This is a genomic window from Streptomyces sp. HSG2 (assembly GCF_016598575.1).
GTDB lineage: Bacteria > Actinomycetota > Actinomycetes > Streptomycetales > Streptomycetaceae > Streptomyces.
In genome coordinates this window covers 2,988,494-3,015,379 of sequence record NZ_CP066801.1, presented here as the reverse complement: position 1 = coordinate 3,015,379, position 26,886 = coordinate 2,988,494, and the positions used below count along the sequence as shown (strand labels likewise).

Below are 26,886 nucleotides of genomic sequence, written 5' to 3'. Positions count from 1 at the left end.
CTGCCTGCTGCGGATCATCGCCGGTGCCAGGGGTTGCCAAGACGGTTGGCGCCGTTGCGGCGCTGTTGACCCGCGCGTTTCCATCTGCCAGTACCGGGGGCCGCGCATGAGGGGCGGCAACGGGCCTCAGCCGGCGGCGCCGGGCCTCGCCGTCAGGCCCGCGCGCGAAGCGTCTCCTTGGCCACCTTGCCGGTCGCGTTGCGGGGCAGCGCGTCGACGAAGCGCACGGACCGGGGCACCTTGTAGCCGGCCATCTCCCGTCGTGCCCAGGCGATGAGTTCGCCCTCGGTCAGGAGACCGTCCGGTGCCCGCACCACCCAGGCCCGCCCGACCTCGCCGAGCCGGGCGTCGGGGACCCCGACCACCGCGGCGTCCGCGACGCCCGGGTGTCCGAGCAGGATCCTCTCGATCTCGGCGGGGTAGGCGTTGAAGCCGCCGACGACGTACATGTCCGTGAGCCGGTCGGTGACGCTCAGGTTGCCCGAGGAGTCCAGGACGCCGACGTCGCCGGTGCGCAGCCAGCCACCGGGGGCGAAGGCCCGCGCCGTCGCCCGCTCGTCGTCGAGGTATCCCCGCATGACGTTGAACCCCCGGACGAGGATCTCGCCCGGGGTCCCGGGTGGTGACGGCGCACCGGTGGCGTCGGCGATCCGCACCGCCACCCCCGGCACGGCGCGGCCGGAGGTGGCGGCGACGGTGGCGGGCGGGTCGCCCCTGCGGCCCATGGTGACCAGGCCGCACGCCTCGGACAGGCCGTAGGCGGTCAGGACCGTCTCCACGCCGAGTTCGCCGCGGAGCCGCTCGACCAGGGTCAGGGGGATCGACGAGGCGCCGGTGACCACGAGGCGGAGGGAGGAGAGGTCGTAGGAGGACCGCTCGGGGTGGTCCAGGAGAGCCTGGAGCAGCGCGGGCGGCGCGGGCAGCGCGGTGACCCGCTCGGCGGCCACCGTCGCCAGCGTGGTCTCGGCGGCGAAGACCGGTTGCGGGATCATCGTGGCACCGCTCATCAGGCAGGCCAGCACCCCCGCCTTGTAGCCGAAGGTGTGGAAGAAGGGGTTCGCGATCAGGTAGCGGTCACCGGGGCGCAGTCCGGCCAGCGCGCTCCAGACCTCGTAGGCGCGCAGGGTCTGGGCGTGGGTGACCACCACGCCCTTGGGGCGCCCCGTGGTGCCGGACGTGTAGATCACGTCCGAGGGGGCTTCCCCCGCCATGCCCGCCGAGCGCGCCGGTTCCCGGCCTCCGCCCGCCGTAAGGAAGGCCCGCCAGGTGTCGAAGCCGGACGGCGCGTCCTCGGCGAACACCACCACCCGGCGCAGGTCGGGCAGCCCCGCCAGGGGTCGCTCGACCCGGCTCCCCGCAACGCCCCCCGCCGCCCGCCTCAGCAGCGCGACGTACGAGGTCCCCAGGAAGGGGCCGGTGACGAACAGCAGCCGAGCCCGGCTGCGGCGCAGCACGTCGACCGCCTCGGCACCCTTGTGGCGGGTGCTGACCGGGACGAGCACACCCCCGGCGGACACCGCGCCGAGTGCCGCCACGATCCATTCCAGGCGGTTCGGCGCCCAGACGGCTACCCGGTCGCCGGGCGCGACCCCCCAGGCCCGACAAGCTGCTGCGGCGCGGTCCACCCGGGCGCCGAGTTCGGCGAAGGTGATCCTGGTCCGGCCGTCGACCACCGCTTCGGTCTCGGCGTGGCGCTCCGCCGCCGAGCGAACCAGTCCGGGCACGGTGCCCCACTCCCGCCACTTCCCTGCCGCGCGCATCTCCTCCCGCCCTCCCCTCCCCGACACACAAGCTGACGAGTCATCAGAGTAGCGCTAACCTGACGACTCGTCAGGACGCTTGGCGTCGCACTCGGAACGACGTGGAGGGGCTCGTGCCCGCACCCCACACCTCGGTCGACCCTCCCGCCGGCCTGAAGGACGCGGCGGCCATCGTCGGCGTCGGCCGGACCGCCTTCGCGCGACGGCTCCCGGAGGACGAACGGACCCTCGCCTGTCGAGCCGTCCTCGCGGCGCTCGACGACGCGGGGATCTCCCCGGACGAGGTGGACGCGCTGGCCTCCTACACAATGGAACGGACCGACGAGGTCGAGCTGGCAGGCGCTCTCGGCCTGGGCGATCTGGCGTTCTTCGGCCGGGTCGGCTTCGGCGGCGGAGGCTCCTGCGCCACCGTGGGTCTCCTCGCGGCGGCCGTGGCCACCGGACAGGCGAACGTGGGCGTCGCCTGGCGCTCGCGCAAGCGGGGCTCCGGGCCCCGGCCGTGGTCGGACCCCGCCGCCGCCCTGCCCACCCCGGCGCAGTGGACCCGTCCCTTCGGTCTGCTGCGGCCCGTCGACGAGATCGCCATGCTCACCCGGCGCTACCTGCACGAGCGCGGCGCCACTCGGGACCACCTCTTCAACGTCGCCCTCGCCTGCCGCGTCCACGCCAACCGGAACCCGGCCGCGGTGACGCACGGCAAGCCCCTCACCCGCGAGGCGTACATGACATCGAGGTGGATCAGCGAGCCGCTCTGCCTCTTCGACAACTGCCTGGAGACGGACGGCGCGCTGGCCTGCGTGGTCGTCAGGCGACAACGCGCCCGCGACTGCCGGCGCCCACCGGTGTACGTGCACGCCGTCGCGCAGGGGCTGCCCTCCCAACACCACGGCATGGTCAACTACTGGGCCGACGACCCCCTGGCCGGGCCCTCGGCAGCCGCGGCGCGAGGCCTGTGGAGCCGCGCCGACTTCGGACCCGAGGACGTCGACGTCGCCCAGATCTACGACGCCTTCACCCCCCTCGTCCCTCTCTCCCTGGAGGGGTACGGCTTCTGCGAGCGCGGCGAGGGAGGGCCCTTCACCGAGGGCGGCGCGCTGGAGATCGGCGGCCGTCTCCCCCTCAACACCTCGGGCGGCGGACTCGGCGAGGCCTACGTGCACGGCTTCAACCTGATCGTCGAAGGGGTCCGCCAACTGCGCGGCACGAGCACCGCCCAGGTGCCCGGCGCCGCCACCTGCCTGGTCACCGGCGGCGAGTGCGTCCCCACGTCCGCGCTGCTGCTGCGGAACTGAACCCGACGCCCCCACGAGCGGCACCGGCGTGCGACGCGCGCCGACCGGCGGCCGCACACCGAACCCACCGACCCCCGGAGGCTGGGACCTTGACTCTCCTCGCACCCGTCGTCGACGCCGACGGCGCCCCCTTCTGGCGGTACGCGGCCCGCGGCGAGCTCCGCGTGCAAGGCTGCGCGGACTGCGGACGGCCACGCTTCCCGCCCCGGCCCTGCTGCCCGCACTGCCGGTCGTTCGCGCGGGAGTGGCGGGCGATGTCGGGACGCGGGCTGATCTGGTCGTACGTCGTCGCCCATCCGCCGTTGCCCCCTGCCTACGCCGCCCTGGCCCCCTACCACGTGGTCGTGGTGGAACTGGCGGACGATCCGCGGATCCGCCTCGTGGGGAACCTGGCCGGCCCGTCCGGTGGCGACCTCGCGCCGCCGTCCCCCGGGGACGTCGCCGTCGGCACCCGCGTCCGGGCGATCTTCACCGAGGAGGGGATGCCCCGATGGACGCCGGAGGAGAGCTGACGGCGATCCGCTCGGAGGTGGACGTCGACACCGGCGTCGCGGTCGTCACTCTCGACCGGCCGGCTCGACTCAACGCGGTCGACCTCGCCATGGCGGAGGAACTGGAGCGGGTGTGGCGGGCGTTCCGTCACGACGACCGGGTGCGGGCCGTGGTGCTGACCGGAAGCGGCGACCGGGCGTTCTGCACCGGCTTCGACCGGGACGCCCGGGTGCCCCAGCCCGCGTCCCCGTACATGCAGGACGACCCCCTCCTGCGGATCGGCCCCAAGTCCAACGACCTGTGGAAGCCGGTCGTCGCCGCCGTCTCCGGCATGGCCTGCGGAGGGGCCTTCTACCTGCTGGGCGAGGTGGAGTTCGTGGTGGCGGACACCACCGCCGTCTTCTTCGACCCGCACACCACATACGGCATGGTCGCGGCGTACGAGGCGATGCTGGCGGCGCTGCGCATGCCCTACGGCGAGGCCGCCCGGATGATGCTCATGGGCACCGCGGAGCGCCTCTCGGCCCCGAGGGCGCACCACGTCGGGCTGGTGTCGGAGCTGACCGCACCCGGCCGGGCGGTGGACGCCGCCGTCGACCGCGCCCGGGTCCTGGCCGAGTCCCCGCCGGCCGCCGTCCAGGGGACGGTGCGGGCGCTGTGGGCCACCAGGGAGGCGGTGCGGGACGCGGCGTTCGCTCAGGCGCCCCACCTGATCGCCCTCGGCAACCTGCCCGCCGAGGACCAGGCCCGGCTGTTCGCCGAACGCCGACGGCGGCGGCACCGCGTACGGTGACCGGTCGGCCCGCGCGGCGACGGCGCCCGACCCGGCGTCAGCTCGCGCGGGCCGTCCCGGTGCCACGCTCCGCGTCCAGCGCGTAGACGCAGCGGTCCTTGCTGCACGCGTAGACGACGCCGTCGCGGACCACCGGCGACCCGGTGATCTCACCGCCTGTGGCCAGCTTCCACTTGAGCCGGCCGTCGTCCGCCTTGAGCGTGTACAGCAGGTGGTCGGTGGAGCCGAAGTGGATGCGCCCCTCCGCCACGGCGGGGCCGCCGGCGATCTCGCCACCCACCTGGAAACGCCACTTCGGGGTGCCGGTGACCGCGTCCAGCGTGTACAGACCCCGGCCGCTGCCGACATGGACGTGGCCCGCCGCGACCAGCACCGGCTCGACGGACGAGCGGGCCTCGGTGGCGATGCGCCAACGGTCCCGGCCGTCGGCGGCGTCGAGGGCGTAGACGGTGCCGAGGTGGTCGGCGAGGTAGACGCCACCGCCGGCGACGGCCGGCACCGGCGTCGGCGGCGAGAGGAAGGCGGCGGGCGCCTCGAACGTCCACTCCACCCGGCCGGTCGCCACGTCCAGCGACACGACCCGCGTCCCCGCGCAGACATAGGCGCGGCCGTCGGAGCCGTGCGCCACCCGCACGGGGACGCCCCCGCAGGCGGCGGCGTCGCCCACCGGGTAGGACCAGCGCTCCTCTCCGGTGCGGGCGTCCAGCGCACGCAACCGCGAGTCCTGGCGCAGGTAGGCCACGTCGTCGTGGAGGGCCGGACCGGCCTCCGGGGACTCGAAGTCGGTCTGCGCCCCCGTCACCTCCCACAGCTTCCGACCGGCGGCGGCGTCCCACGCCTGGACCCCGCCGCCGCGTGAGCCGGTCAGGACCGTGCCCCGACCGGAGCGCAGCGAGTACACCCAGGCGTCCGCCCGGCACCGCCACAGGTCGGTGCCCTCCCTCGCGTCCAGGGCGTAGAGCGTCGGCCCGTCGGAGGCGTGGACGCGGCCGTCGGCCACCGACAGCGACCACGCGACGTCACGGGTCTTGAAGCGGCGCCGGCCGGTCCCCGTGTCCAGGGCGTGCACCTCGAAGGAGGTGACGTAGACGAGGTCGTCGGAGACGGCCGGGGTGCCCCAGACGTCGTTGGACATCCGGAAGCGCCACGGCCGCCAGCCACCCGCCGCCGCCTCCGGGGCGGGCGCCTCGGGCGGGTTGGCGGGCGAGGGCGGCGCGGAGGCCGTCCCGGAGCGGGGGCCCGACCAGGACCCCGCCAGGGCGATGTCCGCCGGGGGCGTCCGCACGGCGGCGGCACGCACCTCGGCCACCAGGGGCCCGGGGCCGATCGGCACGGCGGCCCCCGCCAGCCGCACCGGATCGCCGCCCCCGCCGACCGGCACCGGCCGAGGCGCGACCGGGGCGTGCGCCGGAGGCGGCGGGACGGTGGGACGCGGGGCGGTTCCACGGCCCGTCCGGGCCCGTCCGTGCCCGGTGACGGGCCGGGTCGGCGGACGGCCGTTGCGGCGGGCCTCGATCAGCCCGACCGCCCGCTCGGGCAGCCAGGCCGACGCCGTGCCGCTGTCGTCGTCCCCCGATCCGAAGAGGTGTGGGGCGAGCTGCGACTGGAGGTCGGCGGGTGTGGGCCGGCCCAGCGCCTCCATCCGCATGCAGGCGTCGATCAGTGGACGCAGTTCGTCGGGCAGGCCGGTCAGGTCCGGGCCCTCCCTGAGCAGCATGAAGACGGTCTCCACCGGATTGGCGCCGTGGAACGGGGCATGCCCGGTGGCGGCGAAGACGAGCGTCGAGCCCAACGAGAACACGTCGCTCGCCCCGGTGACGCTACGGGAGTCCTTCGCCTGTTCGGGTGACATGTAGGCGGGGGTGCCGACAGCGACGTTCGTCATCGTCAGCCGAGTGTTCGAGACCCCGGAGGCGATACCGAAGTCGATCACCCGAGGACCGTCCTCGACGACGAGCACGTTGGAGGGCTTCAGATCCCGATGGACCAGCCCGGCCCCGTGGATCGAGTGCAACGCCTCGGCGACGCCCGCCGCGAGCCAGCGCACCGCCCGCGCCGGGAGCGGCCCGTGCTCGTGCACTATCTCCTCCAGGGAGGGCGCCGGGACGTAGGCGGTGGCCAGCCACGGCACGGCGGCACGCGGATCGGCGTCGACGACGGCCGCCGTGTAGAAGCCGGAGACAGCGCGAGCCGCCTCCACCTCCCGGGTGAAGCGGACCCGGAACAGCTGGTCCTCGGCGAGCTCCGTCCGAACCGTCTTGATGGCCACCCGTCGGCCGGACGCCGACCGCGCGAGATACACCAACCCCATCCCACCGGCCCCGAGCCGCCCCAGCACCTCGAACGGCCCGATCCGCCGCGGGTCCTGCTGCGTCAGCTGATCCACCACTTGCCTGCCACCTCCCCGTACGAGCACGCGCCCACCCGGGTACGCGGCCCCGTGCAGCCTCTCACCGCCGCGCCGCCCGAGCGGCACGCACCCCGATTGTTCCTGGCCGGGCCCCCGCTGGCGAACCATGCGACAAAGAGGGTGTCCGGTGCCATATGCTCTCGAAAGACCTGGGTCGATCAGCGCTGCAGCAGGGCGAACGACGCCCCCTGGTCGTCGGCGACCACCGCCACTCCCCCGTACGACGTCTCGAAGGGCGGCACCCGCACCCGTCCGCCGAGCCGGGTGACAGCGGCCAGCGCCGCCTCGCCGTCCGCGACCTCGAAGTGGACCAGGAAGTGCGCCGGCATCTCCTCGGGGAATACCTCGGAGAGGGCGACGCGCCCCAGGCAGGGGTCGACGCCCGACCCGAACAGGGCGGCGGGGAAGAGACCGCCGTAGAAGGCGTCGGCGGCCTCCGTGTCCGTCGTGTACAGCTCGGCCCAACCGAAGGCACCCGGCTCCCCACCGCGCGCGAACCCCGGATGCCCGGCGGGCTGCCACAGGCCGAACACCGCGCCCTGCGGATCCGCCACGAGCGCCGCCCCACCGAGGCCCGGCACGGAGCGCGGCGGCACGACCACCCGCCCACCCCGGTCCCGGACCCGCCCGACCAGCGCCACGGCGTCCGGGGTGCGCAGATACACCGTCCACGCGGTCGGCATCCTGCCGTCCGTCTTGCCGGTCAGCGCGGCCACCGGCGCGCCGCCCAGCCGGGCCCACCAGCCCCCGTGGTCGGTGGCGCCGAACGACCAGCCGAAGAGGGCTCCGTAGAACCGCTTGCCCGCCTCGACGTCGGGGATCTGCGCCTCGACCCAGCAGGGCGCGCCCTCCGGATCCGCGGATGCCCAGTTCTCGGCCATGTCGCCAACGTAGCCCCCTCCCACCCGCCGCGCAGACCGAGCGCGCCCGGGCCCGGAAAGGCCGGGCACCCCATTTGCAGTCGGCCGAATAGCGCTCCCCCGGCCCGTCGGTAAGCTGACGGCATGACAGGACAAGTGCGTACCGTCGACGGCCGCGTGGCCGGTCGACGTGGGCAGGCGACCCGGCAGAAGCTGCTCGACTGCCTCAGCGAGATGCTCGGATCCTCCCCCTACCGGGACGTCAAGGTCATCGATGTCGCCCGTCGGGCGGGCACGTCGCCGGCGACGTTCTACCAGTACTTCCCGGACGTCGAGGGCGCGGTACTGGAGATCGCCGGGGACATGGCCGCCGAGGGCGCCGGTCTCACCGAACTGCTGGAGGGCCGGTCCTGGTCCGGCAAGGCGGGGTGGGAGACCGCCCAGGACCTCGTCGACGGGTTCATGGACTTCTGGAAGCGCAACGAGGCCATTCTCCGCGTGGTCGACCTCGGCGCCGCCGAGGGCGACAAGCGCTTCTACAAGCTCCGGATGAAGATCCTCAACTCGGTGAACAACTCGCTCGCCGACTCCGTCGCCGAGCTCCAGGCCAAGGGCCGCGTCGACAAGTCGGTGAACCCGGCGGCCGTCGCGGGCTCCCTCGTCGCCATGCTCGCCGCCGTCGCCTCGCACCAGAAGGGCTTCACCTCATGGGGCGTGAAGCAGGCCGAGCTGAAGCCGAACCTGGCGCTCCTGGTCCACCTAGGGGTCACCGGGCGGAAGCCGACGCGCTAGAGCGCGCCGGGCGGCGACCGGCCCTCCCCTCCGCCACGCGTCCTGTCATCCGGGCGGCGGTGCTCCCGAGGCGTGCCTTGGGAGCACCGCCGCCCGTCGCCGTTCGGGGCAGTCGCCCACGTCCCGCCCGCCCCCGCCCCTCCCCCGAGAGCCGTCTCTGATATACCGTCAGTTCGCATGAGCGCTGTCACCCCGAGCGGCGGCGGGCGCCACCCCTCCCGCCGCTCGGCCGTCGTCGGCGCCGCGCTCGCCGACTGCGGCCGACTCGACGGCACCACCGCGTACGCCCTGCACGCCCAGGCGGCCCGCCGCGCACTGGCGGACGCCGGGCTGGACCCGTCGGACGTCGACGGATTCGCCTCCGCCGGCCTGGGAACCCTCGCCCCCGCGGAGGTGGCCGCGCATCTCGGACTCCGTCCCACCTGGGTGGATTCCACGTCGGTCGGTGGATCCACCTGGGAGGTGATGGCCGCGCACGCGGCGGACGCCATCGCGGCGGGACACGCGCGAGTGGTGCTGCTGGCCTACGGCTCGACCGCCCGCGCCGACATTCGGGCCGGACTGCGCCCCGCGGCGCACGACTTCGGCGCCCAGGGCCCGCTCGGCTACGAGGCCCCCTACGGCCACACCCTCGTCGCCAAGTACGCGATGGCCGCGCGCCGCCACATGGTCGAGTACGGCACCACGGCGGAACAACTGGCCGAGGTGGCCGTCCAGGCCCGCGCCAACGCCGCGCTCAACCCGGACGCCCTCCGCCGGGAACCGATCGACGTCGACGACGTCCAAGCCGCACCACCCGTCGCGGAGCCCTTCACCACGCTGCACTGCTGCCTGCGCTCCGACGGCGGCGCGGCACTCGTGCTCGCCTCCGAGGAGTACGCCCGGGACTGCCGCGCCGCACCCGTCCGGGTCCTTGGCACAGGGGAGCACGTCTCCCACGTCGCGCTCTCCGACTGGCCCGACTTCACGGTCTCCCCGGCGGCCACCAGCGGCGCCCTGGCCTTCGCACGGGCGGGGTTGCGCCCCTCGGAGATGGACCTGGCCGAGATCTACGACGCCTTCACCTACACGACCCTGGTGACCCTGGAGGACCTCGGGTTCTGCGCCAAGGGGGAGGGCGGCGACTTCGTCGCGGGCGGCCGACTCCTGGCCCGGGGAGGCGAATTGCCGGTGAACACCGACGGCGGCGGCCTGTCGGCACAACACCCCGGCATGCGCGGCCTCTTCCTCCTCGTGGAGGCGGTGCGGCAACTCCGGGGAGAGTGCGGGCCGCGCCAGGTCCGGCGCGCCGACGGCTCCCTCCCCAGGCTGGCCGTCGCCTCGGGAACGGGCGGCTGGTTCTGCTCCTCCGGCACGGTGGTCCTCGGCGCGGACTGAGCCGCGCGCCGGGACGACACCGGGTGGAGCCGGCCCGGCCGGGCCCGGCGACGTCGGCGCGCGTCACCGCGGACGAGAGGCGCCCCCTGCGTCGGGCCGCCTTGCCGGTCGGGGGGCGACCCTGTGCCGCGTGGGACTCCCCGCGGTCCCCACTCTGGACAACGGCGGTCTCCCGCTGGGAAAATCACCGGGACGGGATTCACGCGCCGCCCACAGTCCCAGGATTCCCCGTCCGCGTGGTGGCGCGGCGTCGGACCCGTCGCGACACGGCGGCGAGCGGTGGCCGGATCCGGCATCGCCCACCGACACCACACCGACCCTTCGTTTCGCCGGGCCGTACGCCCCGCGCGCCAGGCCCCAGGGTGGCGGCGAACCCGCCCGTGGGCGGTCGCTCGGTCCGCCACGACCGCAGCGGCGGCCGACCTCGGTCGGCGCGGCGCTCCCTCACGGGGCGGAGCGGGCCGATGCCGCGCGCGCCCGAGGTCCCGGCACGCCCGTGCCGCCGCGCCCCTGGGCCGCCGACCGTCCGAGGTGTCGGCGACCCCTCGCCCCCGGGCCAAGGGGTGATCACGGGCGCCTCGACGAGCCACTCGCCGGCGGCTCGCCCCGCCCGCCGGCGCCGGACGGAGGCAGGGAAGCTCGCCGAGCGTCGCGGTGGGAAACGAAAGGCGACCCTCGGGGCGGGACTCGGGTCCCGGCGGCGGCTTCACCCGAAGGCGACCTCGGGCGCGCCGGGTGCCCGCGTTCGGCGCTCGCGCTCCGAGGGCCACCGGGACACCACGACCTCGACCTCGACCTCGACCTCGACCGCATGTTTCACGCCAACCCTTTGGCCAAGGGTGGATCGGTACGACGTGACCCACGAGACAGCCCCAAGAGCCCCGAAAGCGACCTAAGACGGCCTATATCCGATGTCTCGTCGACGATTCCGACCGTCGCGCCATAGGCTGCTTTTCACCTCCGCGGCCCGAATCCGTTCACCTTCTCACCCTCATATTCGACACCCAGCGTCACAAACGGCACACAACGACTGCACCCCGGGTGACGACCGACGGGGAAGGGCGGTTTTCGGACAGTGGCGCAACAACCCGTGTTTGGCCGGTAGGTGCCGAGACACCCTTGACTCGAGTGCCCACGGAAGTCTCGGTGAAGGCTGCCGCCTTTTCCGCCAAGAAGGCAGCGGCCCGATCCATGCTCAAACGCGAAAGGAAACACCCCGGATGGATCGTCGGCCGGAGTTCAGCCTCACACAGCTTCTCTATTTCGTCACGATCGCCGAAACAGGGAACATCTCCGAGGCGGCCGAACGCCTGCACGCCTCCCAGTCCGCGGTGTCCGCGGCCATCCAGCGACTCGAACGGCAGTTGGCGAACCAACTCTTCGTCCGTCACCATGCCAAGGGGGTGAGTCTCACCCCCGCCGGAGGTCTGCTCATCGAGGACGCGCGCACGATCCTGCGGCAGGCTCACGCCCTCAACCACTACAGCCGGCGACTGCACGGCGAGACGTCCGGCCGACTCGACGTCGGGTCCTACTACTCGATCACCTCCTTCCTGGTGCCGCGGGCCCTCTCGCGGATCGCGGACTCCCACCCCCGCCTGACCGTGGACGTCCACGACGTGCACGCGCCGATAGACCTCCTGCTGAACGGCACCTGCGAACTCGCGGTGACCTACAGCATCACCACCTCCGAGGAGACCAGGTTCTCCGAGCTGGTCACCCCCACCCTGTACGCGCTCACCGAGGCGAACCACCCCCTGGCCGAGTCGAAGACCGCCACGCTCGCCGACCTGGCCAAGTACCCCGTGTTGATGTCCGACACCCCGTCGGATCTGCACGGCTACGTGGAACGCGCCTTCCGTCGGGCGGAGATCCCCATGCCCAAGGTCATCTCCACCACCGGCACGGAATCCATGAGGGCGTTGGCCGCGGCCGGCCTCGGCTTCATGCTGACCCACCACCTGCCCCCGTCGATGGACGCCCCGGACGGCAGCCGGACGGCCCTGGTCACCATCACCGACGACCTCCCCCGACTCTCGATCGGGGTGCAGACGTTGCGCAGCGCCCGGCCGACACAACGGGTGCGCAGCTTCGTCTCGGCCCTGCGCAGGACCGCCCAGGAGATATACACCCCCCTGGCCGCCGCGTGAGCACGCACGCCCGGGACCGCTGATTTCCGTTCCCCGTCCGGCGTTTTCCGCTGAGCGGTTCATGGTAATAGTTGATCGTCCACCGGGACTTCGGGAGGAGATCATCATGGGGCACGAGTCCGCAGGCCGTCTGGGCGCGGAGTTCTTCGCCCCGGGAAGTTCCTTCGCCGAGTTCGTGCACGCGCACCGCCCCGAGCTGCTCGCCTCGCGTTCCGCCCTGCCCGGCGGCGCGGGCCCCTCGCACGACAGATTCCCGCACGGCACGACCGTCCTGGCCCTCACCTACGCCGACGGCGTCATGATCGCGGGTGACCGACGGGCGACGATGGGCAACCTCATCGCCCAACGCGACCTGGAGAAGGTCCACCCCACGGACGACCACACCGCCGTCGCCTTCGCGGGCACCGTGGGCCTGGCGATCGACCTGATCAAGCTCTACCAGGTCGAGTTGACCCACTTCGAGAAGATCGAGGGCATTCCCATGACCCTCGACGCCAAGGCCAACCGCCTGGCGGCGATGGTCCGCGAGAACCTCGGCCAGGCCATGCAGGGCTTGGTCGTGGTGCCACTGCTCGCGGGGTACGAGCCGAGCGCCCCCGAAGGGCGACGAGGCCGCATCTTCGCCTTCGACGTCACCGGCGGCCCTTACGAGAAGGGCGACTTCACTGCGGAGGGATCCGGATCCCCCTACGCGCGGAGCGCGTTGAAGAAGCTCTACCACGACGGCATGTCACGTCGCGAGGCCGCGCTCGCCGCGCTCCAGGCGCTCTACGACGCCGCCGACGACGACTCCGCCACCGGTGGACCCGATCTGAGTCGACGCATCTTCCCCATCGTCTCGGTCATCACCGAGGACGGCTACGAACGCCTCTCCGAGCACGAGACCGAGGAGTTGAGCCGCGAGATGGTCGCACAGCGGGAGAACCGGCCGGACGGCCCCGTGGCCGCCGTCTAGCCCGACGCTCCCAGCGCGGGCCGGAGCGGCCCCGTCGCCCTCCCGGGCATCCTTGGGATCAGTCCACCGCGGCCCCGCCCGCGTCCACGTCGCCCCTCACCGCGGGGGCCAGCGCCGTGAGAACGGAGGACACGTCCACATCCTCCTCCCGGAAGCGCACTTGGACCGTGGAGTCGCGACCGTAGGTCGCGAAGATCTTGGCGGAGGTCCTATCGGCGGGTTCTTGGGCGACCCAGTCGACACCGCCCGCCGCGACCCGGTCGGCGGTCGCGTCCGGCTCGGGCATGCCGCAGTACAGGATGATGTCGCCGTCGCCCCAGGGAACGGCCCCCCGCAGGCCGGACCGCTTCTTGTGTCCACCCAACTCGGCGGGCACCGACTCCATGAGCCGGTCGCACGCCGGAGTGGCCGCGAACGGGGGCCGGATGAGGACGTATCCACCGGGTTCGTCACACCCGGCGAACAGGACGGCCGAGGCGGACAGTGCGAGGGCCGTGCGCGGGACACTGCGGGCGGGCCTGGTCAAGGCGTATTCTCCCCGATCGAGGACGATCTGACCGACTTTGGTCGAGGTCGAGTCTCCCACGAACCTTCGAGCGAAGGTCAAGCGGGGAACCCACTCGCCCACCGCGAGGGAAGGCCGAACCCTCGGGTCACGACCGTTGCTGTCGGTCCGCCTGATCGTGAGCGGGAAAGGCGACGGCGTCGGCCCACCCGGCGCGCTCGCCCTCCGCGCCCCGCCGTACACCCGGACCTGATGCGGTCAAGCCCCGCGCCGCACGGACCCGTGCGCGCAACCTCACCTATCGCGGTGCGGGGTCGTCCAAGACCCGCCCATCACCCTCGCGTTGGCCGAACCAACCCGCGAAGACTCCACGGGCGGGGCGAACATCACGCTCTCCCCTCGGACTCGGTCGGACAGGGCACACATCGTCCCCGGCGCACGGCCAGGGGCGAACTCGACGCCCTATCGAACGACGAAGCCGACGAACGCCCCCCAGGCCGCCGCACCGACCACGAGTCCGGGACGGACGATGTCCTCGGAGTCACGAACGCGTACAACGCGAGCACGGACGGCGACGGCCGGGCGGTCCGCTGACCGTCGAGGTCGGTGGCGGCGCACCCGGATGCCCCGCGCCTCCGTCTCCCTCGGGCGGCCGGCCCCCTCCGCGGGGTGGGGTGGCACCGCGTGTGGGCGGTGTGCGTGATCGCGCGCTCGCCCGAGTCGACCGTCGACCGGCCGTCATGGGGGCTTCTCGTGTGGGCTTCTCGTGTGGGCTTCTCGTGTGGGCTTCTCGTGTGGGCGGCCCCGCCTCGGGCGGTCGCCGCGAGCCTCCCGCGATCCGTCACGCCGCCTCGCGCCGCCTGATGGGTTCGCCCACCCGGTGCAGGTGGGCGAGGGCCTCCCCGTAGGACCAGATCAGCCCGGTCTCGTGGTATGGCACGCCGATCTCCGCGCAGTACTGCCGCACGATCACCTGGGCGCGCCGCAGGTGCGGTGTGGGCATGCTCGGGAACAGGTGGTGCTCGATCTGGTAATTGAGCCCTCCGAGCATGACGTCGGTGAGCCGGCCGCCTCGTACGTTGCGGGACGTCAGCACCTGACGCCGCAGGAAGTCGGGCCGGTCGTCACCGGTGAAGGTCGGCATGCCCTTGTGGTTCGGGGCGAACGCGCAGCCGAGATACACCCCGAACAGGCACTGGTGTACGGCGAGGAAGGCCACCGCCTTGCCCGGGGAGAGCACCAGGAACAGCGCGGACAGGTAGGCCGCGACGTGCAGGAAGAGGAGCGCGCCTTCCAGCACCCGGTGCTTCATGGCCGGTGAGCGCAGCGCTCGCACGCTCGACAGGTGCAGATTGAAGCCCTCCAGGGTGAGCAACGGGAAGAACAGGAGGGCCTGGTGGCCGCCGATGGCGCGGGCCAGGCCGCTGCTGTGGCGTGCCTGGGCGGTGGACCACACCAGGATGTCCGGAGCGACGTCCGGGTCGAGCCCCTCGTGGTTGGGGTTGGCGTGGTGGCGGGTGTGCTTGTTCATCCACCAGCCGTAGCTCATGCCGATGGCGAGGTTGCCGAAGAGGCGGCCCCATGTCTCGCTCGGACCGCGCCGCCGGAACACCTGTCGGTGAGCCAGATCGTGGGCGGCCAGGGCGACCTGTCCGAAGACGAGCGCCATCGCGGCGGCGAGGAGCAGCTGCCACCAACTGTCGCTCAGCGCGAGGAAGGCGGCCCCTCCGGCGATCAGAGCCGTGAGCACCGATCCCAGGCGCACGGCGTAGTGGCGCGGGCACCGGTCCATCAGACCGGCCTCGCGGACGCGTCGGGAGAGTCGGGCGAAGTCGCTGCCGCCGGAGGACGGCGCCGGGCCGGAGGAGGGTGCGGCCTCGACGGGAGCGTCGATGGAGAACGTCATGTCGGGAGTCTGTGCGGGAACGCGGCGCGCGGGACAGCCGGCCGGGTACCGGATCCGTCCGGGGGATCTCTGCCGGGCCTCCCGGGGGCTACCCCCACCCTCACGCTCCCGACCTCGCGATTCCTCGGGGAGCGACGCCCGGTCGGGGGCGTCCGTCGGCGTCCGGATGTGGTCTTCGACGAGGAGTGATCCCGGGTCGGGACCGGCGACACGCGCCGGTCCACCACGGGGGGCCGTCGGGCTCGCACCGAACGGGGCGCCACCTCGGGCCTCTACGTCATCACGTGAGGAAACCGGCAGACCCGTGCGAAGGCCGGCACCCCGCCCGGTGGCGTGGGTTCATTCACATCGTCGATCCACACCATCGACAAGGTGCGATTGATGGGCACCGGTTGTGTCGGCATGATGACCGGCGAGGGGAATCCACCATCACGTCGCACACTCCCCGTGTTTCCGCCGGGGAGGGCTTAGGCAAAAGGTGCCGATGATCACACACATAGCTCTCTTCAAACTCAAGGACGGGTTCGAGCGATCCTCTCCGGAGGTCATCGAGGCCGAGAAGTTCGCGCGGGACGTCGGTCGCAACGTCCCCGAACTCCTGAGTTGGCGCACGGGTTGGAACACCGTCGAGCGCGACATCTCCCACGACTTCGCCATCATCGGAGTGCTGCCCGACGCCGCGGCCCTGGAGAAATACCAGACCAACAGTTTCCACCGGTCCTCCGTGGAACTGTGGCGGCGCATCTCCGACTGGGTGGTCGTCGATCTGAACGACGCCTGAACCACCCATGACGAATCGATCGATTGGAGATACGGGTGTTCACCCAGTACGACCCCGAGGCCGGCGCTCTCACTGCTGAGCTTCGGGACCGCTTCGACGCCTTCCGGAACGGAAAGCTGGACGCGGAGTGGGTCCGTTCCCACCAGACGCGCGCGCTGCGGAGGGTCGTCGCCTATGCCCGCGACAGGTCGCCCTTCTACCGAAAGCGGCTCGGTTCTCTGACGGACGAGCGACTGTCCGCGCTCGATCTCGACGACCTGGGGACAATCCCCTTCACCACCAAGGAAGACCTCCGGCACGCCCAGTTCGATATTCTCTCGCTGCCGGTCTCCGACGCGTGGATCTTCTACGAGACCACGGGAACAACCGGCGCCGCCACTCCGTGTCCTCGTACGAACGACGACTCCATTCACAACAACACGGTTCTCACCGCGTATTACCGCGATGTTCTCGGCGCCCACGGGGACCGCCAGGTGATCGGGGTCTCAGGGCCGACCGAGCTCCACTCCACGGGCGACTCCTTCGGGGACGTCTGCCGCAATCTGGGGCACGCGGTGGCCAAGATGTGGCCGCACTCGCCGCTGGTGGGTTTCGACCGGGCGTTGGAGCTGATGCGGTCGCTCCCGATGACCGGCCTGTTCGCCACCCCGGGCATGGCCATGAGCCTGGCACAGCGGGCGGTCGAGGCGGGCCTGGATCCGCGACGGGACTTCTCCCTCGACATCCTGATGCTGACCGGCGAACTGATGTCCCCGAGCCTGCTGCGAAACATCGGCCACATCTGGGGGGCCGAGGCACGCAACTGTCTCTACGCCTCGCAGGAGGCCTCCGTGCTGGCGGCCGCCACGCCGGACGGCGCCCTGCGCACCGCGCCGTTGATCAACCACTACGAGGTGATCGACCCCGAGGGTTCGGAGCCGGTCGCGCCGGACGCCCACGGCGTGCGCAGCGGCGAACTCGTGGTGACCAACCTCTACACCGGCGCCAAGCCGCTGATCCGGTACCGGACCGGTGACATGGTCCGGCTCACCGACCACGGCCCCGACGCGGCCGTGCCCGCCCCGGCGCTGGAGGCGATCGGCCGCGTCCGCGACCGGCTCCACCTCAACGGACACCTGGTCCACGGCTACGACCTGGAAGACCTGCTGCTCCGCCGGTTCCGGGGCTACCTGGACTACCAGATCGGCGTCGACCGCGACGACCGGGGCCGGGACGTCCTGTCGCTCACCCTGCGTCCGGGGCCCGACGTCGACCACCGTGCCGCCACCCCGGACGCCGTCGCGGACTGCCTGCGCGAGCTGGACACTCCCCTGACCGTCACCTCGGGCCGGCCCGGTTCCATCACCAGCACCGGAGCCATGGTGAGTTGGAAGGCGGCACGGGTGGTGGACCGGCGGGCGGAGGCGTCGATCGAGAACACCTCGGCCGAGCGTATCGCCGCCGCGAGGGACGCCCGGTGACCGTCCGACAGGCGGACGGCGCCGCGATCCCCGAACCCGCCGAGCGCCCACGGGCCGGGCTGGACCGCGGCGTGTGGGCCTACGACCGGGGCGAGTTCGTCCCCGCCGACGAGCCTCGGCTTCCCCTGTCCACCCAGGGTCTGCACTACGGCACCGGGACCTTCGAGGGGATTCGCGCCTACCGGTCCACCGAGGGCCGCCTCCACCTCTTCCGGGTGCGCGAGCACTACGAGCGGATGGCGCGGGCCTGTCGGATCCTGCGGATCACCGACGTCCCCACCGACGTCGACGCGCTGGTGTCGTTGACGGTGGAGTTGATCGCCCGCAACGGGCACGCCGGAGACGTCTACGTACGGCCCGTGGCACACAAGGCCGCCCTGCTGCCGGGCACGCCGCCGGGCGTCTCGCTGGCGGGCGTCTCGGGGGCGTTGTCCGTGACGACCTTCGGGTTCCCCGTCCACGGCATCGCCGAGCCGGTGCGGTGCGCGATCAGCTCGTGGCGGCGTCCGCCCCGCGACTCGGTTCCCACCCAGTACAAGATCACCGGTGGCTACGTGACGAGCGCCCTCGCCTCGGACGAGGCCCGGGCCGCCGGGTACGACGACGCGATTCTCCTGGACGGCGCGGGGATGGTGGCCGAGGCCGGCACGGCGAACGTCTTCGCGGTGCGCGCGGGCAGGCTCGTGACTCCCCCCGACACCGGAGACATCCTGCCCGGCATCACGCGGGACACCCTGATCACGCTCTGCCGGGAGTCCGGTGTGGAGGTCCACGAACGCGCCGTGAGCCCCGCGGACCTCCTCACAGCGGACGAGGTCTTCCTCTCCTCGACCGGCAAGGGCGTGGTCCCCGTCGTCGGTCTCGCGGGCCGCCCCGTCGGGGACGGCTCCGCGGGCGAGGTGACCCGCGAGGTCGCCGCGCTCTACGACGCCGTCGCACGGAACGCCGACGGGGCCCACCCCGAGTGGCGCCTGGCCGTAGACGCGCCGGACGTGCCCGACGGACCCGCCGATCCCCGCCACCCCTCAGGGAGCGAACAATGACGCTGTTGAGCTTCACGGCACTGCTACGCGACACCGAACGCGTCTCGACGGTGGGCACCCTCGGGCCCCGGGGCACCAGCAGCGAGGCCGCCGCGCGCCACTTCGTCCGCCTGTCGGGCTCCGACGACCCGCAGCTGCCCATCCACCTCTTCGACACCTACGAGGAGGCCGGCGCGGCTCTCCGCGACGCCCGGGTCAGCCATCTGATCGTGGCCAACGCCTACCAGGCGGTCAACCAGTTCTACATGGACCCGGCGCTGACGTTGGCCAACGTGTTCGTCATGGACACCCCGCTGTACGGGATCGCGGTGGCACGGAACGGCACCGTGCCCGACTCCCCGACGATCGCCACCCACCCGGCGCCCGAGCCGATCATCGGCCAGTTGCTGCCGTCCGCCCACACCACCCACAAGGTGATCCACACCGCCTCGACCAGCGCCGCCGCCCAGGCCGTCACCGACGGCCTCGCCGATCTCGCGCTGACCACCGCCCCGTCGGCGGAGTTGCACGGACTGCGGTTCATCTCCGGCACCCGACCGATCCTGATGGTCTGGTCGGCGTTCACCCGGATTCGCCCCGAGGAGCGCACGGCGTGAGGACCATCGCACACCAGGGCCAAGAGGAGAGAACATGTTGCTGCTGAGCGGAGACCAGGTACGCGAGGCGTTCCCGCCGTCGGAGGCCTACCGGGTCGTGGCCGACGTGATGCGCCGTTACAGCGCGGGCGAGGTCGTGCAGCCCGTCCGCACCGTGCTGTCCTCGGGGCGCGACACGTCCCTCTTCGCCGCCATGCCCTGCCATGTCACCGGGGAGACGGACTCCGGCTACGGACTCAAGGCCGTCCTGCACGCCCCCGGCAACTCCGCGCGCGGACTGCCGACGCACGTCGGAGTGGTGGTGGTCTTCGACCCGGAGACCGCGCAGCCGCTGGCCATGCTGGAGGGGGCCGCCGTCACCGCGCTGCGGACGGCCGCCGCGTCGGCCGTCGCGACCGACGCCCTGGCCCGGCGGGACGCCGGCGACCTGGCCCTGATCGGCGCGGGCACGCAGGCCCGGGGGCACCTGCTCGCGCTCCGCGAGATCAGGACCCTGCGCCGAGTGCGGATGTGGAACCGCGGGGCCGCCAGGGCGGAGGAGTTCGTCGCGTGGGCCCGCTCCGAGGTGGGTATCACCGTCGAGCGGATGGACACCCCCGCGCGGGCCCTGGAGGGCGCCGACCTGGTGTGCACCACGGTGGACACCACCGAACCGGTGGTGCGCGCCGCACACCTCGCCGAAGGGGTGCACGTCAACGCCGTCGGGTCCTCCGTGCCCGGCAAACGCGAGATCGACGCGGCGGCGGTCGCCTCCTGCACGGTCTTCGTCGACAGCCGGGAGGGCGCCGCGCGCGAGTCCTCCGAACTCGCCGACCCGGTCGAGGAGGGCCTCGTCCCGGCCGACCGGCCGCTCACCGAGATCGGCGAAGTACTGCTGGGCAAGCACCCCGGACGCACCGGCGAGACCGAGCGCACCCTCTACAAGTCGCTGGGCATGGCGGCGCAGGACGTCGCGTCCGGCTTCGCCGTGGTCCGGGCCGCGCGACGCCTCGGCGTCGGCACGGCGACCGACTTCACCTGCTGACCGAGGAACACCGGCTTGGAGACGAGGAGGAGCGCGTGACCGCACTGCTGATCGGCAACGTGGGGGTCGTCGGCGACCCGGAGAAGATGGCGGAATACCGCGCCGAGGTGCTCCGGACACTCGAACTCCACGGCGGCGGATTCATGATCCGCGGCGGTGAGTTCGAGGTGCTGGAGGGGGACTGGCAACCCACCCACCTGTCGGTGATGGTCTTCCCGACGGCGGAACAAGCCCGCCGCTGGTACGACTCGCCCGAGTACCGGAAGATCGTGCCGCTGCGGGAAGGCACCCACATGGACCTCATCCTGGTGGAAGGGGAATGACCCGGCCAGGAGCGGTCCCGAGGGCCCGGGGGTTCCGTCAGGTGGACGTCTTCAGCGACCGGCCGTTCCTGGGCAACGCCGTCGCGGTCGTCCTGGACGGGGTCGGCGTCTCGGACGAGGAGATGGCCCGCCTGGCCCGCTGGACCCAGTTGTCCGAGACGACCTTCGTGGTCCCGCCCTCCTCCGACGAGGCCGACTACGGGCTGCGCATCTTCACCCCGGGCGGCGAGATCCCCTTCGCCGGGCACCCCACGCTGGGATCGGCGCACGCCTGGCTGGAGGCCGGCGGCGCCCCGAGGTCGCCGGAGCGGATCGTCCAGGAGTGCCCGCTGGGTCTGATCGAGGTGCGCCGGTCCGCCGCCGGCCTGCGCTTCCGGGCCCCGGCTCCGGTGCGCGCGGGTCCACTGGACTCCGCGCACCTGGACCGGATCGCGCGAGGGCTCGGCATCGACCGCGAGCGCGTCGTCTCCCACCAGTGGGTGGACAACGGGCCCGGATGGGCGGCCGTCCGCCTGGCCGACGCCGAGGAGGTACTGGCCCTAGAACCGGACGACCGAGACATGGGCGACCTGATGCTGGGTGTGGTCGGCGCCTACCCCGAGGGATCCCCGCTCGCCTTCGAGATACGGGCGTTCGCCCTGCCCGCCGGCGTCCGCGAGGACCCGGTGACGGGCAGTCTGCACGCCGGTGTCGCGCAGTGGTTGGTCGGCACCGGAGCGGCGCCCCGGCGATACGACGCCGGGCAGGGCGGCAGGCTGGGCCGGCGGGGCGTGGTGAGTGTCGAGGCCGACGGGGACGACGTGTGGGTGGGCGGCCACTCCGTCACCTGCGTGCGCGGCACCGTCGAGATGTGAGTCCCGGGGCCCGGTCGTGACAGGCTTCCCGTCCGAGGGGGCGGGAAGCCGTCCCCCGGCACCCTCGGGAGGCACGATGGACATCGACCCGGACACCGACCCGCGCCGCCTTCTGCGGTCGCTCCGGGTATGGGACCCGTCGGTGACGGAGTTGACGCCCTTCGACCCGGAGCGCGCGCCCGACGAACCGCTCCCGCTGTTCGTGGAGTGGTTCGCCGCCGCCGTGGCGGCCGGCGAGGCGGAGCCGCACGCCGTGTCGCTGGCCACGGCGGACGAGGAGGGGCGACCGGACGCCCGGATCGTGCTGCTGCACGGCGCCGACCCGCGGGGGTGGTCCTTCGCCACCCACGCGGACAGTCGCAAGGGTCGCCAGCTGGCGGCCCGCCCTCGGGCGGCGCTCGTGTTCTACTGGCCCACGCTCGGCCGGCAGGTGCGGCTGCGCGGCCCGGTGACGGCGGCCACGCCGCCGGAATCCCACGCCGACCTGCACGCCCGCTCCACCGGAGCCTTGGCCGCCGCCCTCACCGGACGGCAGAGCGGGCCTCTCGGCTCGCTCGACGAGTTGACGCGGGCCTCGGAGGCGGCCTGGCGGCGCGCCGAACGGGAACCGGAGACACCGGTGCCCTCCTGGACGCTGTTCCGACTCCGCCCGAGCGAAGTGGAGTTCTTCCAGGGAGAGCCGCGCAGGAGACACGTCCGGCTGGTGTACCGGCGCGCCGGGGACGGCTGGGACACGGGTCTTCTGTGGCCCTGACGGCGCGTCGGCCCGGCCGGTCGGGTGGCCCGGGCCGACGGGGGCGGTCCCGCCCGGCTCAGGGATGCTCCACACGGAACACCGGTACGCCGGCCCGGAACAGCACGCGCGTCGCCAGGCCCGCGCGGAGCGCGGTTCCCGGCCCGCACTCGACGATCTCCGTCGCCATCCGAGGCCCCTCGGCCAGTTCGACGACGGCGGCGACACAGGGCAGGCGGTCCCGGAACGCCGGCAGGTCGTTGCGGTGCACGACGGACCAGGTGTAGAGGGTTCCGGCACCACTGGCGGTCTCCCAGACGACGCCCTCGCTCCAGCAATACGGACAGAAGTCGCGTGGGTAGTGGTGCGCCCGCCCGCAGTCCCGACAGCGGCGGATCAACAGCCGGCCGGCCGCCGCAGCCTCCCAGTACGTCCGGGCGACCGGGTCCCGCGTCGTGGCCGCGTCCATCGGCTTCCCCGTTTCTCGTCGTCGGCTCGGACCTCGCGCCCGACGGTAGGTCGGGTCGCGCGCCACGACAACGGCACCGGCCGGCCGGCCGTCGAAGGACTCTCCCGGGCCCGAAGCGACCGGCCCGGTGCGCGCTCGTCGGGCCCGGTACGACGCTGCTGGGACCGGCGACCCCGCCGGCCTGGAGCGCGCGACCGTCCCGGGCCGTCCGCCGGGCACACTCCGGGCCCGCCTCGCGCCCGCCGTCCCACCTCCGCTCCCCGCATCGGAAGGGACCCTCGCGCACCGCATCGTGACCAATCCGCGACCGTTTTCCCTCTGGTCCGAGAGCCGTCGATCACGTGGCCGATTACCCTCGCTGCATGCCCGACTCCACCGCTCCTCCCGTCACTTCGGACGAGCCGCCGCCCGGCGCCCCCGCGCGCCGGCGGGCGCGACCGGCCGAGCGCCCCGTGTACGTCATCGGCGGCGGCCCGGGCGGGCTGTCGGTGGCCCGCGCGCTGCGCTCGCGGCGCGTCCGCGCCGTCGTCCTGGAACGCTCCGACCGGGTGGGCGCGTCCTGGCGCAACCACTACGACCGGCTCCGCCTGCACACCACGCGCCGTCTGTCGGCGCTGCCCGGGCTCCCGATGCCCCGGGGCGTGGGGCGTTGGCCCTCCCGGGACGACGTCGTGCGCTACCTGGAGACCTACGCCGAACACCATCTGCTGGAGACGGTAACCGGCGTCGAGGTCCACCGTGTGGACCGATCGCCCGACGGTTCGGGCTGGTTGCTGCGCGCCACCGGGGGCCGCGAACTGACCGGAGCGGCGGTGGTCGTCGCCACCGGCCACCATCACACGCCCCGGCTGCCGGACTGGCCCGGGCTCGCCGGCTACGCGGGGGAGGTGCTGCACTCGGCGGCCTATCGCAACGCCCTCCCCTACGCGGGGCGCGACGTCCTCGTGGTCGGCCTCGGCAACTCCGGTGCCGAGATCGCCGTCGACCTGGCGGAGGGCGGCGCCTCCCGGGTGCGGCTGGCCGTGCGGACGACCCCGCACCTGGTGCGCCGGTCCACGCTGGGGTGGCCCGCCCAGCGCACCGGCATCCTGGTACGGCGGCTGCCGACCGCCCTCGGGGACCGGCTCGTCAGGCCGCTGGCCGGCCTGACCGCCCCGAACCTGACGGCGCGTGGATTGCCGCGCCCCCGGACGGGGTTGCTGAGTCGGGCCAGACAGGGGGCCTTGCCCGTCCAGGTTCCGGGCCTGGTCGATCTGGTGCGCGGCGGGGCGATCGAGGTGGTGGCCGCGGTGGAGAGCTTCGACTCCGACCACGTGGTCCTCGCCGACGGGGCCCGCCTCGCCCCGGAGGCGGTGATAGCCGCCACCGGCTACGACCGTCGCCTGGAGGGGTTGGTGGGCCATCTCGGGGTGCTCGATCCCGACGGCCGGCCGGTCGTCTCCGGCGCCCGTGCCGCGAGGAGCGCTCCCGGTCTGTACTTCACCGGGTTCACCAACCCGGTCAGTGGCATGCTGCGCGAGGTGGCCCTGGACGCCGACCGGATAGCCCGATCGGTGGCGAGGGAACACTCCCACCACGCCGCGCGGTTGCCGGAGCGCCGCGAGCGGACCGACACCAGGGAGGCCACCGGGGGACGCCGTCTGCGGATACCCGACCCGGTCTGACGCCACCCGGCGCTTGGGGAGCGGCCGGCGGCGCCGCCGGGTCCGCGCCTCCCCCGCTCCGCCGCCGGGGCCGGCCCGTGCCGCACCGACCGTTCCTGACCGGGCTTCCGTTCAGTAACCTGACTGGGCGTCAGTGACCGTTGTCTCCGAGGAGCGGGCGGACCGATGCTTGGATCAACCCACGGCACTCTCACCACCGACGCACGCAGGGCACGGGTCCTCGCCTGCGGCGAGCGCTCCGGCCCCATGGTGCGCGGTCGGCCCGCCTCGGCGGGCGACCTGGACGTCGGCGGGCGTCCTCTGCACGCCGACGTCCCCGACCTCGACGGCCTGTTCCGTCCCTCCTCCCTCGCCGTCGTCGGGGCTTCGGATCGGGAGGGCAGACCGAACGCGGGCGTCACCCGGCGGCTCGTCACGTGGGCCGCGCGGGTGGGGGCCCGCCTGTATCCGGTGCACCCGAGGTATTCGGCGGTCTTCGGCCTCCCCTGCCACAGCGCCGTCGCGAAGCTGCCCGAGCCGGTGGATCTCGCGGTCGTCCTTGTCGCCGACCCCCTCCCGGTGATCGAGGAACTGGGCGGGGGGCGCGCCGGGTTCGCGGTGGTGTTCGCGGCGGGATTCGCGGAGACCGGCCCGGAGGGGGCCCTCGCGCAACGGCGGCTCGCGGAGGCCGCCGCCCGTTCGGGCGTGCGCCTGTTGGGGCCGAACACCAACCTCAACGCCTTCGAGGACTTCCGGGACGACCTCGAAGGGCCGTCGATCGCGCTGGTCACCCAGTCGGGACACCAGGGCCGGCCGCTCTTCGCGCTCCAGGAACTGGGAATCCGGGTCTCCCACTGGGCCCCGACGGGCAACGAGGCGGATCTCGAAGTGGCGGACTTCGTGAACTACTTCGCGGAGCGCCCGGAGGTCGGCGCGATCGCCGCCTACGTCGAGGGGCTGAAGGACGGCCGCTCCTTCCTCCTGGCCGCCGATCGGGCGGCCAGGCGCGGGGTGCCGGTGGTCGCGGTGAAGGTGGGTCGCACCGAGGTGGGGGCCCGCACCGCCGTGACCCACACCGGGAAGCTGACCGGCGCGGACGCCGTGGTGGACGCCGCCCTGCGGCAGTACGGGGTGATCCGGGTGGAGGACCTGGACGAACTCCAGGAGACGGCGACGCTGTTGGCCCGGGCGCGCCCTCCGGTGACGGACGGGGTCGCGGTCTGCGCGATCTCCGGCGGCACGGGTGCGCACGCGGCCGATCTCGCGACCCGCGCGGGCCTGCGCCTGCCGGTCCTCTCGGACAGCCGACAAGCGGAGTTGCGCCGGTGGATACCGGGGTCGCTCGGCGTGGCCAACCCCGTCGACAACGGCGGCCATCCGGTCGGCGACGCCCGGGGCAGGAAGATCATCGATTCGCTCCTCGCCGACCCCGACGTGGGCGTGCTGATCTGCCCGGTGACGGGCCCCTTCCCGCCGCTCAGCGACCGGTTGGTGGAGGACCTGGTCGCGGCGGCCGAGGAGAGCGACAAGCTGGTCTGCGTGGTGTGGGGTTCACCGGTCGGCACCGAGCCGGCCTACCGGGAGAAGTTGCTCGGCTCCTCCCGCGTGGCCACCTTCCGGACGGTGGCCAACTGTGTCTCGGCCGTCCGTGCCTACCTGGAGCACCACCGCTTCACCCGTCGCTACCGCTCGCCCTTCGACGAGGCTCCCCGGACGCCCTCCCCCTCCCTGCGCAAGGCGTCGGGTCTGATCCGGCCGGGAGAGCGGCTCAGCGAGCACGCCGCCAAGCAGCTGTTGCGCGCGTACGGCGTGCGGGTCCCCCGGGAGCAGTTGGTGACCAGTGCCGCCGCCGCCGTGCGGGCGGCGAGCCAGGTCGGCTACCCCGTGGTGATGAAGGCGTCGGGAGCGCGCCTGGCGCACAAGACGGAGCTGGGCCTGGTCAAGATCGGTCTGACCTCCGCGAGCCAGGTGCGGGACGCCTACCGGGAGCTGATCGACATCGCCCGCTACGAGGACGTGCCGCTGGACGGGGTCCTGGTGTGCCAGATGATCGAACGCGGCGTGGAGACGGTCGTCGGGGTCTCGCGGGACCCGGTGTTCGGCCCGACGGTCACGGTGGGGCTGGGGGGCGTGCTCGTGGAGGTGCTGCGGGACACGGCGGTACGGGTGCCGCCCTTCACCGAGGAGCAGGCCGGAGGGATGCTCGCGGACCTGCGGGGCGGGGCGATCCTCGACGGCGTGCGGGGTCGGCCCCCCTCGGATCGGGAGGCGCTCGTGGAGGTGGTCCTGCGGGTACAGCGGATGGCGATGGAGCTGGGGGACGCCCTGACCGAGCTCGACATCAATCCGCTGATGGTGTTGGAACGGGGGCAGGGAGCCGTCGCCCTCGACGTCTTGGCCGTGTGTGGCACCGGCACGCCGGGGCCCCCTTCGGGGACGTAGGGACGGACGGGTTCTTCCCTCTGCCGTCTCCTCCGCCCCGCTCCTCGGAGCGCCCCTCCCCCGGGGGCGCTCACGCCCTCTTCTCCTTCCCGGCCCCTCCGGGGGCACCCGACGTGTCCGGAGACCCCGTTGACCTCGCCCACGCCGCACTCCCCCGACGAGGACCGGGCCGCCCGCGGCCGGGACGACGACCGGCCGCGTCCCGGTGACCCCGGCGACCGTCGGG

The 26,886-nt window shown here is 73.1% G+C and carries 24 protein-coding genes; 17 read left to right on the top strand and 7 right to left on the bottom strand.

Annotation, left to right across the window (positions count from 1 at the left end; translation table 11 throughout):
- Nucleotides 1–152: 152 nt before the first annotated feature.
- Nucleotides 153–1,760, bottom strand: a complete 1,608-nt coding sequence (locus JEK78_RS12830) for a FadD3 family acyl-CoA ligase (protein WP_200258595.1) — start codon at nt 1,758–1,760, stop codon at nt 153–155.
- A gap of 113 nt (nt 1,761–1,873) precedes the next feature.
- Between JEK78_RS12830 and JEK78_RS12825 the strand changes: the two genes are divergently transcribed.
- From JEK78_RS12825 to JEK78_RS12815, 3 genes are all read left to right on the top strand, one after another.
- Nucleotides 1,874–3,052 (top strand): lipid-transfer protein, encoded by a 1,179-nt coding sequence (locus tag JEK78_RS12825; protein WP_200258592.1) that lies wholly within the window; start codon nt 1,874–1,876, stop codon nt 3,050–3,052.
- Between the two features lie 89 nt (nt 3,053–3,141).
- Nucleotides 3,142–3,564, top strand: a complete 423-nt coding sequence (locus tag JEK78_RS12820) for an OB-fold domain-containing protein (RefSeq protein WP_200258589.1) — start codon at nt 3,142–3,144, stop codon at nt 3,562–3,564.
- The gene (locus JEK78_RS12815; RefSeq protein WP_200258586.1) at nt 3,543–4,337 is read left to right on the top strand and encodes an enoyl-CoA hydratase/isomerase family protein; all 795 of its coding nucleotides are present in this window, start codon (nt 3,543–3,545) and stop codon (nt 4,335–4,337) included. Before JEK78_RS12820 ends, JEK78_RS12815 begins: the two co-directional genes overlap by 22 nt.
- A gap of 37 nt (nt 4,338–4,374) precedes the next feature.
- Here JEK78_RS12815 and JEK78_RS12810 read toward each other — a convergent pair whose 3' ends face one another.
- Together JEK78_RS12810 and JEK78_RS12805 are read right to left on the bottom strand one after the other, a co-directional pair.
- Nucleotides 4,375–6,726, bottom strand: a complete 2,352-nt coding sequence (locus tag JEK78_RS12810) for a PQQ-binding-like beta-propeller repeat protein (protein WP_200258584.1) — start codon at nt 6,724–6,726, stop codon at nt 4,375–4,377.
- Nucleotides 6,727–6,905: 179 nt separating this feature from the next.
- Complete coding sequence (locus JEK78_RS12805; RefSeq protein ID WP_200258583.1) at nt 6,906–7,628, bottom strand: VOC family protein; 723 nt, start codon at nt 7,626–7,628, stop codon at nt 6,906–6,908.
- A gap of 135 nt (nt 7,629–7,763) precedes the next feature.
- On the opposite strand from JEK78_RS12805, the gene JEK78_RS12800 reads away from it, so the two are divergent.
- The 4 genes from JEK78_RS12800 to prcB all read left to right on the top strand — a co-directional run bounded on the left by JEK78_RS12800 (nt 7,764) and on the right by prcB (nt 12,881).
- Nucleotides 7,764–8,399 carry a TetR family transcriptional regulator gene (locus tag JEK78_RS12800; RefSeq protein ID WP_200264137.1) on the top strand — a complete coding sequence of 212 codons (636 nt, stop codon included), beginning with the start codon at nt 7,764–7,766 and terminating at the stop codon, nt 8,397–8,399.
- A 177-nt stretch (nt 8,400–8,576) separates the two neighbouring features.
- Nucleotides 8,577–9,776: an acetyl-CoA acetyltransferase gene (locus JEK78_RS12795; protein ID WP_200258582.1), complete on the top strand. Its 1,200-nt coding sequence runs from the start codon at nt 8,577–8,579 to the stop codon at nt 9,774–9,776.
- Nucleotides 9,777–10,996: 1,220 nt separating this feature from the next.
- Complete coding sequence (locus tag JEK78_RS12790) at nt 10,997–11,926, top strand: LysR family transcriptional regulator (RefSeq protein WP_200258581.1); 930 nt, start codon at nt 10,997–10,999, stop codon at nt 11,924–11,926.
- A gap of 103 nt (nt 11,927–12,029) precedes the next feature.
- Nucleotides 12,030–12,881, top strand: coding sequence for a proteasome subunit beta (prcB, locus tag JEK78_RS12785; protein ID WP_200264136.1), 852 nt, complete (start codon nt 12,030–12,032; stop codon nt 12,879–12,881).
- A 58-nt stretch (nt 12,882–12,939) separates the two neighbouring features.
- Here prcB and JEK78_RS12780 read toward each other — a convergent pair whose 3' ends face one another.
- The 3 genes from JEK78_RS12780 to JEK78_RS12770 all read right to left on the bottom strand — a co-directional run bounded on the left by JEK78_RS12780 (nt 12,940) and on the right by JEK78_RS12770 (nt 15,292).
- Entirely contained in the window at nt 12,940–13,407 is a 468-nt protein-coding gene (locus JEK78_RS12780) for a DUF3515 family protein (protein WP_200258579.1), read from the bottom strand.
- A gap of 441 nt (nt 13,408–13,848) precedes the next feature.
- Nucleotides 13,849–14,004: a DUF397 domain-containing protein gene (locus tag JEK78_RS12775; RefSeq protein ID WP_242483400.1), complete on the bottom strand. Its 156-nt coding sequence runs from the start codon at nt 14,002–14,004 to the stop codon at nt 13,849–13,851.
- A 223-nt stretch (nt 14,005–14,227) separates the two neighbouring features.
- Nucleotides 14,228–15,292: an acyl-CoA desaturase gene (locus JEK78_RS12770; protein WP_200258577.1), complete on the bottom strand. Its 1,065-nt coding sequence runs from the start codon at nt 15,290–15,292 to the stop codon at nt 14,228–14,230.
- 484 nt (nt 15,293–15,776) lie between these two features.
- Between JEK78_RS12770 and JEK78_RS12765 the strand changes: the two genes are divergently transcribed.
- The 8 genes from JEK78_RS12765 to JEK78_RS12730 all read left to right on the top strand — a co-directional run bounded on the left by JEK78_RS12765 (nt 15,777) and on the right by JEK78_RS12730 (nt 22,127).
- Nucleotides 15,777–16,073 carry a Dabb family protein gene (locus JEK78_RS12765; RefSeq protein WP_200258574.1) on the top strand — a complete coding sequence of 99 codons (297 nt, stop codon included), beginning with the start codon at nt 15,777–15,779 and terminating at the stop codon, nt 16,071–16,073.
- A 35-nt stretch (nt 16,074–16,108) separates the two neighbouring features.
- A complete protein-coding gene (locus JEK78_RS12760; protein ID WP_200258571.1) occupies nt 16,109–17,533 on the top strand; it encodes a phenylacetate--CoA ligase family protein in 1,425 nt (474 codons plus the stop codon).
- The gene (locus tag JEK78_RS12755; RefSeq protein ID WP_200258569.1) at nt 17,530–18,576 is read left to right on the top strand and encodes an aminotransferase class IV; all 1,047 of its coding nucleotides are present in this window, start codon (nt 17,530–17,532) and stop codon (nt 18,574–18,576) included. Before JEK78_RS12760 ends, JEK78_RS12755 begins: the two co-directional genes overlap by 4 nt.
- Nucleotides 18,573–19,172, top strand: coding sequence for a hypothetical protein (locus tag JEK78_RS12750; protein ID WP_200258568.1), 600 nt, complete (start codon nt 18,573–18,575; stop codon nt 19,170–19,172). The genes JEK78_RS12755 and JEK78_RS12750 overlap by 4 nt, the downstream gene beginning before the upstream one ends.
- A 34-nt stretch (nt 19,173–19,206) precedes the next feature.
- Entirely contained in the window at nt 19,207–20,196 is a 990-nt protein-coding gene (locus tag JEK78_RS12745; RefSeq protein WP_200258567.1) for an ornithine cyclodeaminase family protein, read from the top strand.
- A 35-nt stretch (nt 20,197–20,231) separates the two neighbouring features.
- Entirely contained in the window at nt 20,232–20,519 is a 288-nt protein-coding gene (locus JEK78_RS12740; RefSeq protein ID WP_200258565.1) for a DUF1330 domain-containing protein, read from the top strand.
- Nucleotides 20,516–21,373 (top strand): PhzF family phenazine biosynthesis protein, encoded by an 858-nt coding sequence (locus tag JEK78_RS12735; RefSeq protein ID WP_200258564.1) that lies wholly within the window; start codon nt 20,516–20,518, stop codon nt 21,371–21,373. Before JEK78_RS12740 ends, JEK78_RS12735 begins: the two co-directional genes overlap by 4 nt.
- A 76-nt stretch (nt 21,374–21,449) precedes the next feature.
- Entirely contained in the window at nt 21,450–22,127 is a 678-nt protein-coding gene (locus tag JEK78_RS12730; RefSeq protein ID WP_200258563.1) for a pyridoxal 5'-phosphate synthase, read from the top strand.
- A gap of 58 nt (nt 22,128–22,185) precedes the next feature.
- Here the strand turns inward: JEK78_RS12730 and JEK78_RS12725 are convergent, their stop codons facing one another.
- On the bottom strand, nt 22,186–22,575 hold the full coding sequence (locus tag JEK78_RS12725) for an OB-fold domain-containing protein (RefSeq protein ID WP_200258562.1): 390 nt from the start codon (nt 22,573–22,575) through the stop codon (nt 22,186–22,188).
- Between the two features lie 362 nt (nt 22,576–22,937).
- On the opposite strand from JEK78_RS12725, the gene JEK78_RS12720 reads away from it, so the two are divergent.
- Together JEK78_RS12720 and JEK78_RS12715 are read left to right on the top strand one after the other, a co-directional pair.
- A complete protein-coding gene (locus JEK78_RS12720) occupies nt 22,938–24,239 on the top strand; it encodes an NAD(P)/FAD-dependent oxidoreductase (RefSeq protein ID WP_200258560.1) in 1,302 nt (433 codons plus the stop codon).
- 165 nt (nt 24,240–24,404) lie between these two features.
- Nucleotides 24,405–26,660: an acetate--CoA ligase family protein gene (locus JEK78_RS12715; RefSeq protein ID WP_200258558.1), complete on the top strand. Its 2,256-nt coding sequence runs from the start codon at nt 24,405–24,407 to the stop codon at nt 26,658–26,660.
- Nucleotides 26,661–26,886 lie beyond the last annotated feature (226 nt).

What these genes read in the sequence shown, in the direction of transcription:
- JEK78_RS12720 (WP_200258560.1), top strand. Translation starts at nt 22,938, where the DNA reads ATGCCCGACTCCACCGCTCCTCCCGTCACTTCGGACGAGCCGCCGCCC.
- JEK78_RS12725 (WP_200258562.1), bottom strand. Translation starts at nt 22,575, where the DNA reads ATGGACGCGGCCACGACGCGGGACCCGGTCGCCCGGACGTACTGGGAG.
- JEK78_RS12795 (WP_200258582.1), top strand. Translation starts at nt 8,577, where the DNA reads ATGAGCGCTGTCACCCCGAGCGGCGGCGGGCGCCACCCCTCCCGCCGC.
- JEK78_RS12745 (WP_200258567.1), top strand. Translation starts at nt 19,207, where the DNA reads ATGTTGCTGCTGAGCGGAGACCAGGTACGCGAGGCGTTCCCGCCGTCG.
- JEK78_RS12730 (WP_200258563.1), top strand. Translation starts at nt 21,450, where the DNA reads ATGGACATCGACCCGGACACCGACCCGCGCCGCCTTCTGCGGTCGCTC.
- JEK78_RS12790 (WP_200258581.1), top strand. Translation starts at nt 10,997, where the DNA reads ATGGATCGTCGGCCGGAGTTCAGCCTCACACAGCTTCTCTATTTCGTC.
- JEK78_RS12805 (WP_200258583.1), bottom strand. Translation starts at nt 7,628, where the DNA reads ATGGCCGAGAACTGGGCATCCGCGGATCCGGAGGGCGCGCCCTGCTGG.
- JEK78_RS12765 (WP_200258574.1), top strand. Translation starts at nt 15,777, where the DNA reads ATGATCACACACATAGCTCTCTTCAAACTCAAGGACGGGTTCGAGCGA.
- JEK78_RS12830 (WP_200258595.1), bottom strand. Translation starts at nt 1,760, where the DNA reads ATGCGCGCGGCAGGGAAGTGGCGGGAGTGGGGCACCGTGCCCGGACTG.
- JEK78_RS12715 (WP_200258558.1), top strand. Translation starts at nt 24,405, where the DNA reads ATGCTTGGATCAACCCACGGCACTCTCACCACCGACGCACGCAGGGCA.
- JEK78_RS12750 (WP_200258568.1), top strand. Translation starts at nt 18,573, where the DNA reads ATGACGCTGTTGAGCTTCACGGCACTGCTACGCGACACCGAACGCGTC.
- JEK78_RS12735 (WP_200258564.1), top strand. Translation starts at nt 20,516, where the DNA reads ATGACCCGGCCAGGAGCGGTCCCGAGGGCCCGGGGGTTCCGTCAGGTG.
- JEK78_RS12770 (WP_200258577.1), bottom strand. Translation starts at nt 15,292, where the DNA reads ATGACGTTCTCCATCGACGCTCCCGTCGAGGCCGCACCCTCCTCCGGC.
- JEK78_RS12815 (WP_200258586.1), top strand. Translation starts at nt 3,543, where the DNA reads ATGGACGCCGGAGGAGAGCTGACGGCGATCCGCTCGGAGGTGGACGTC.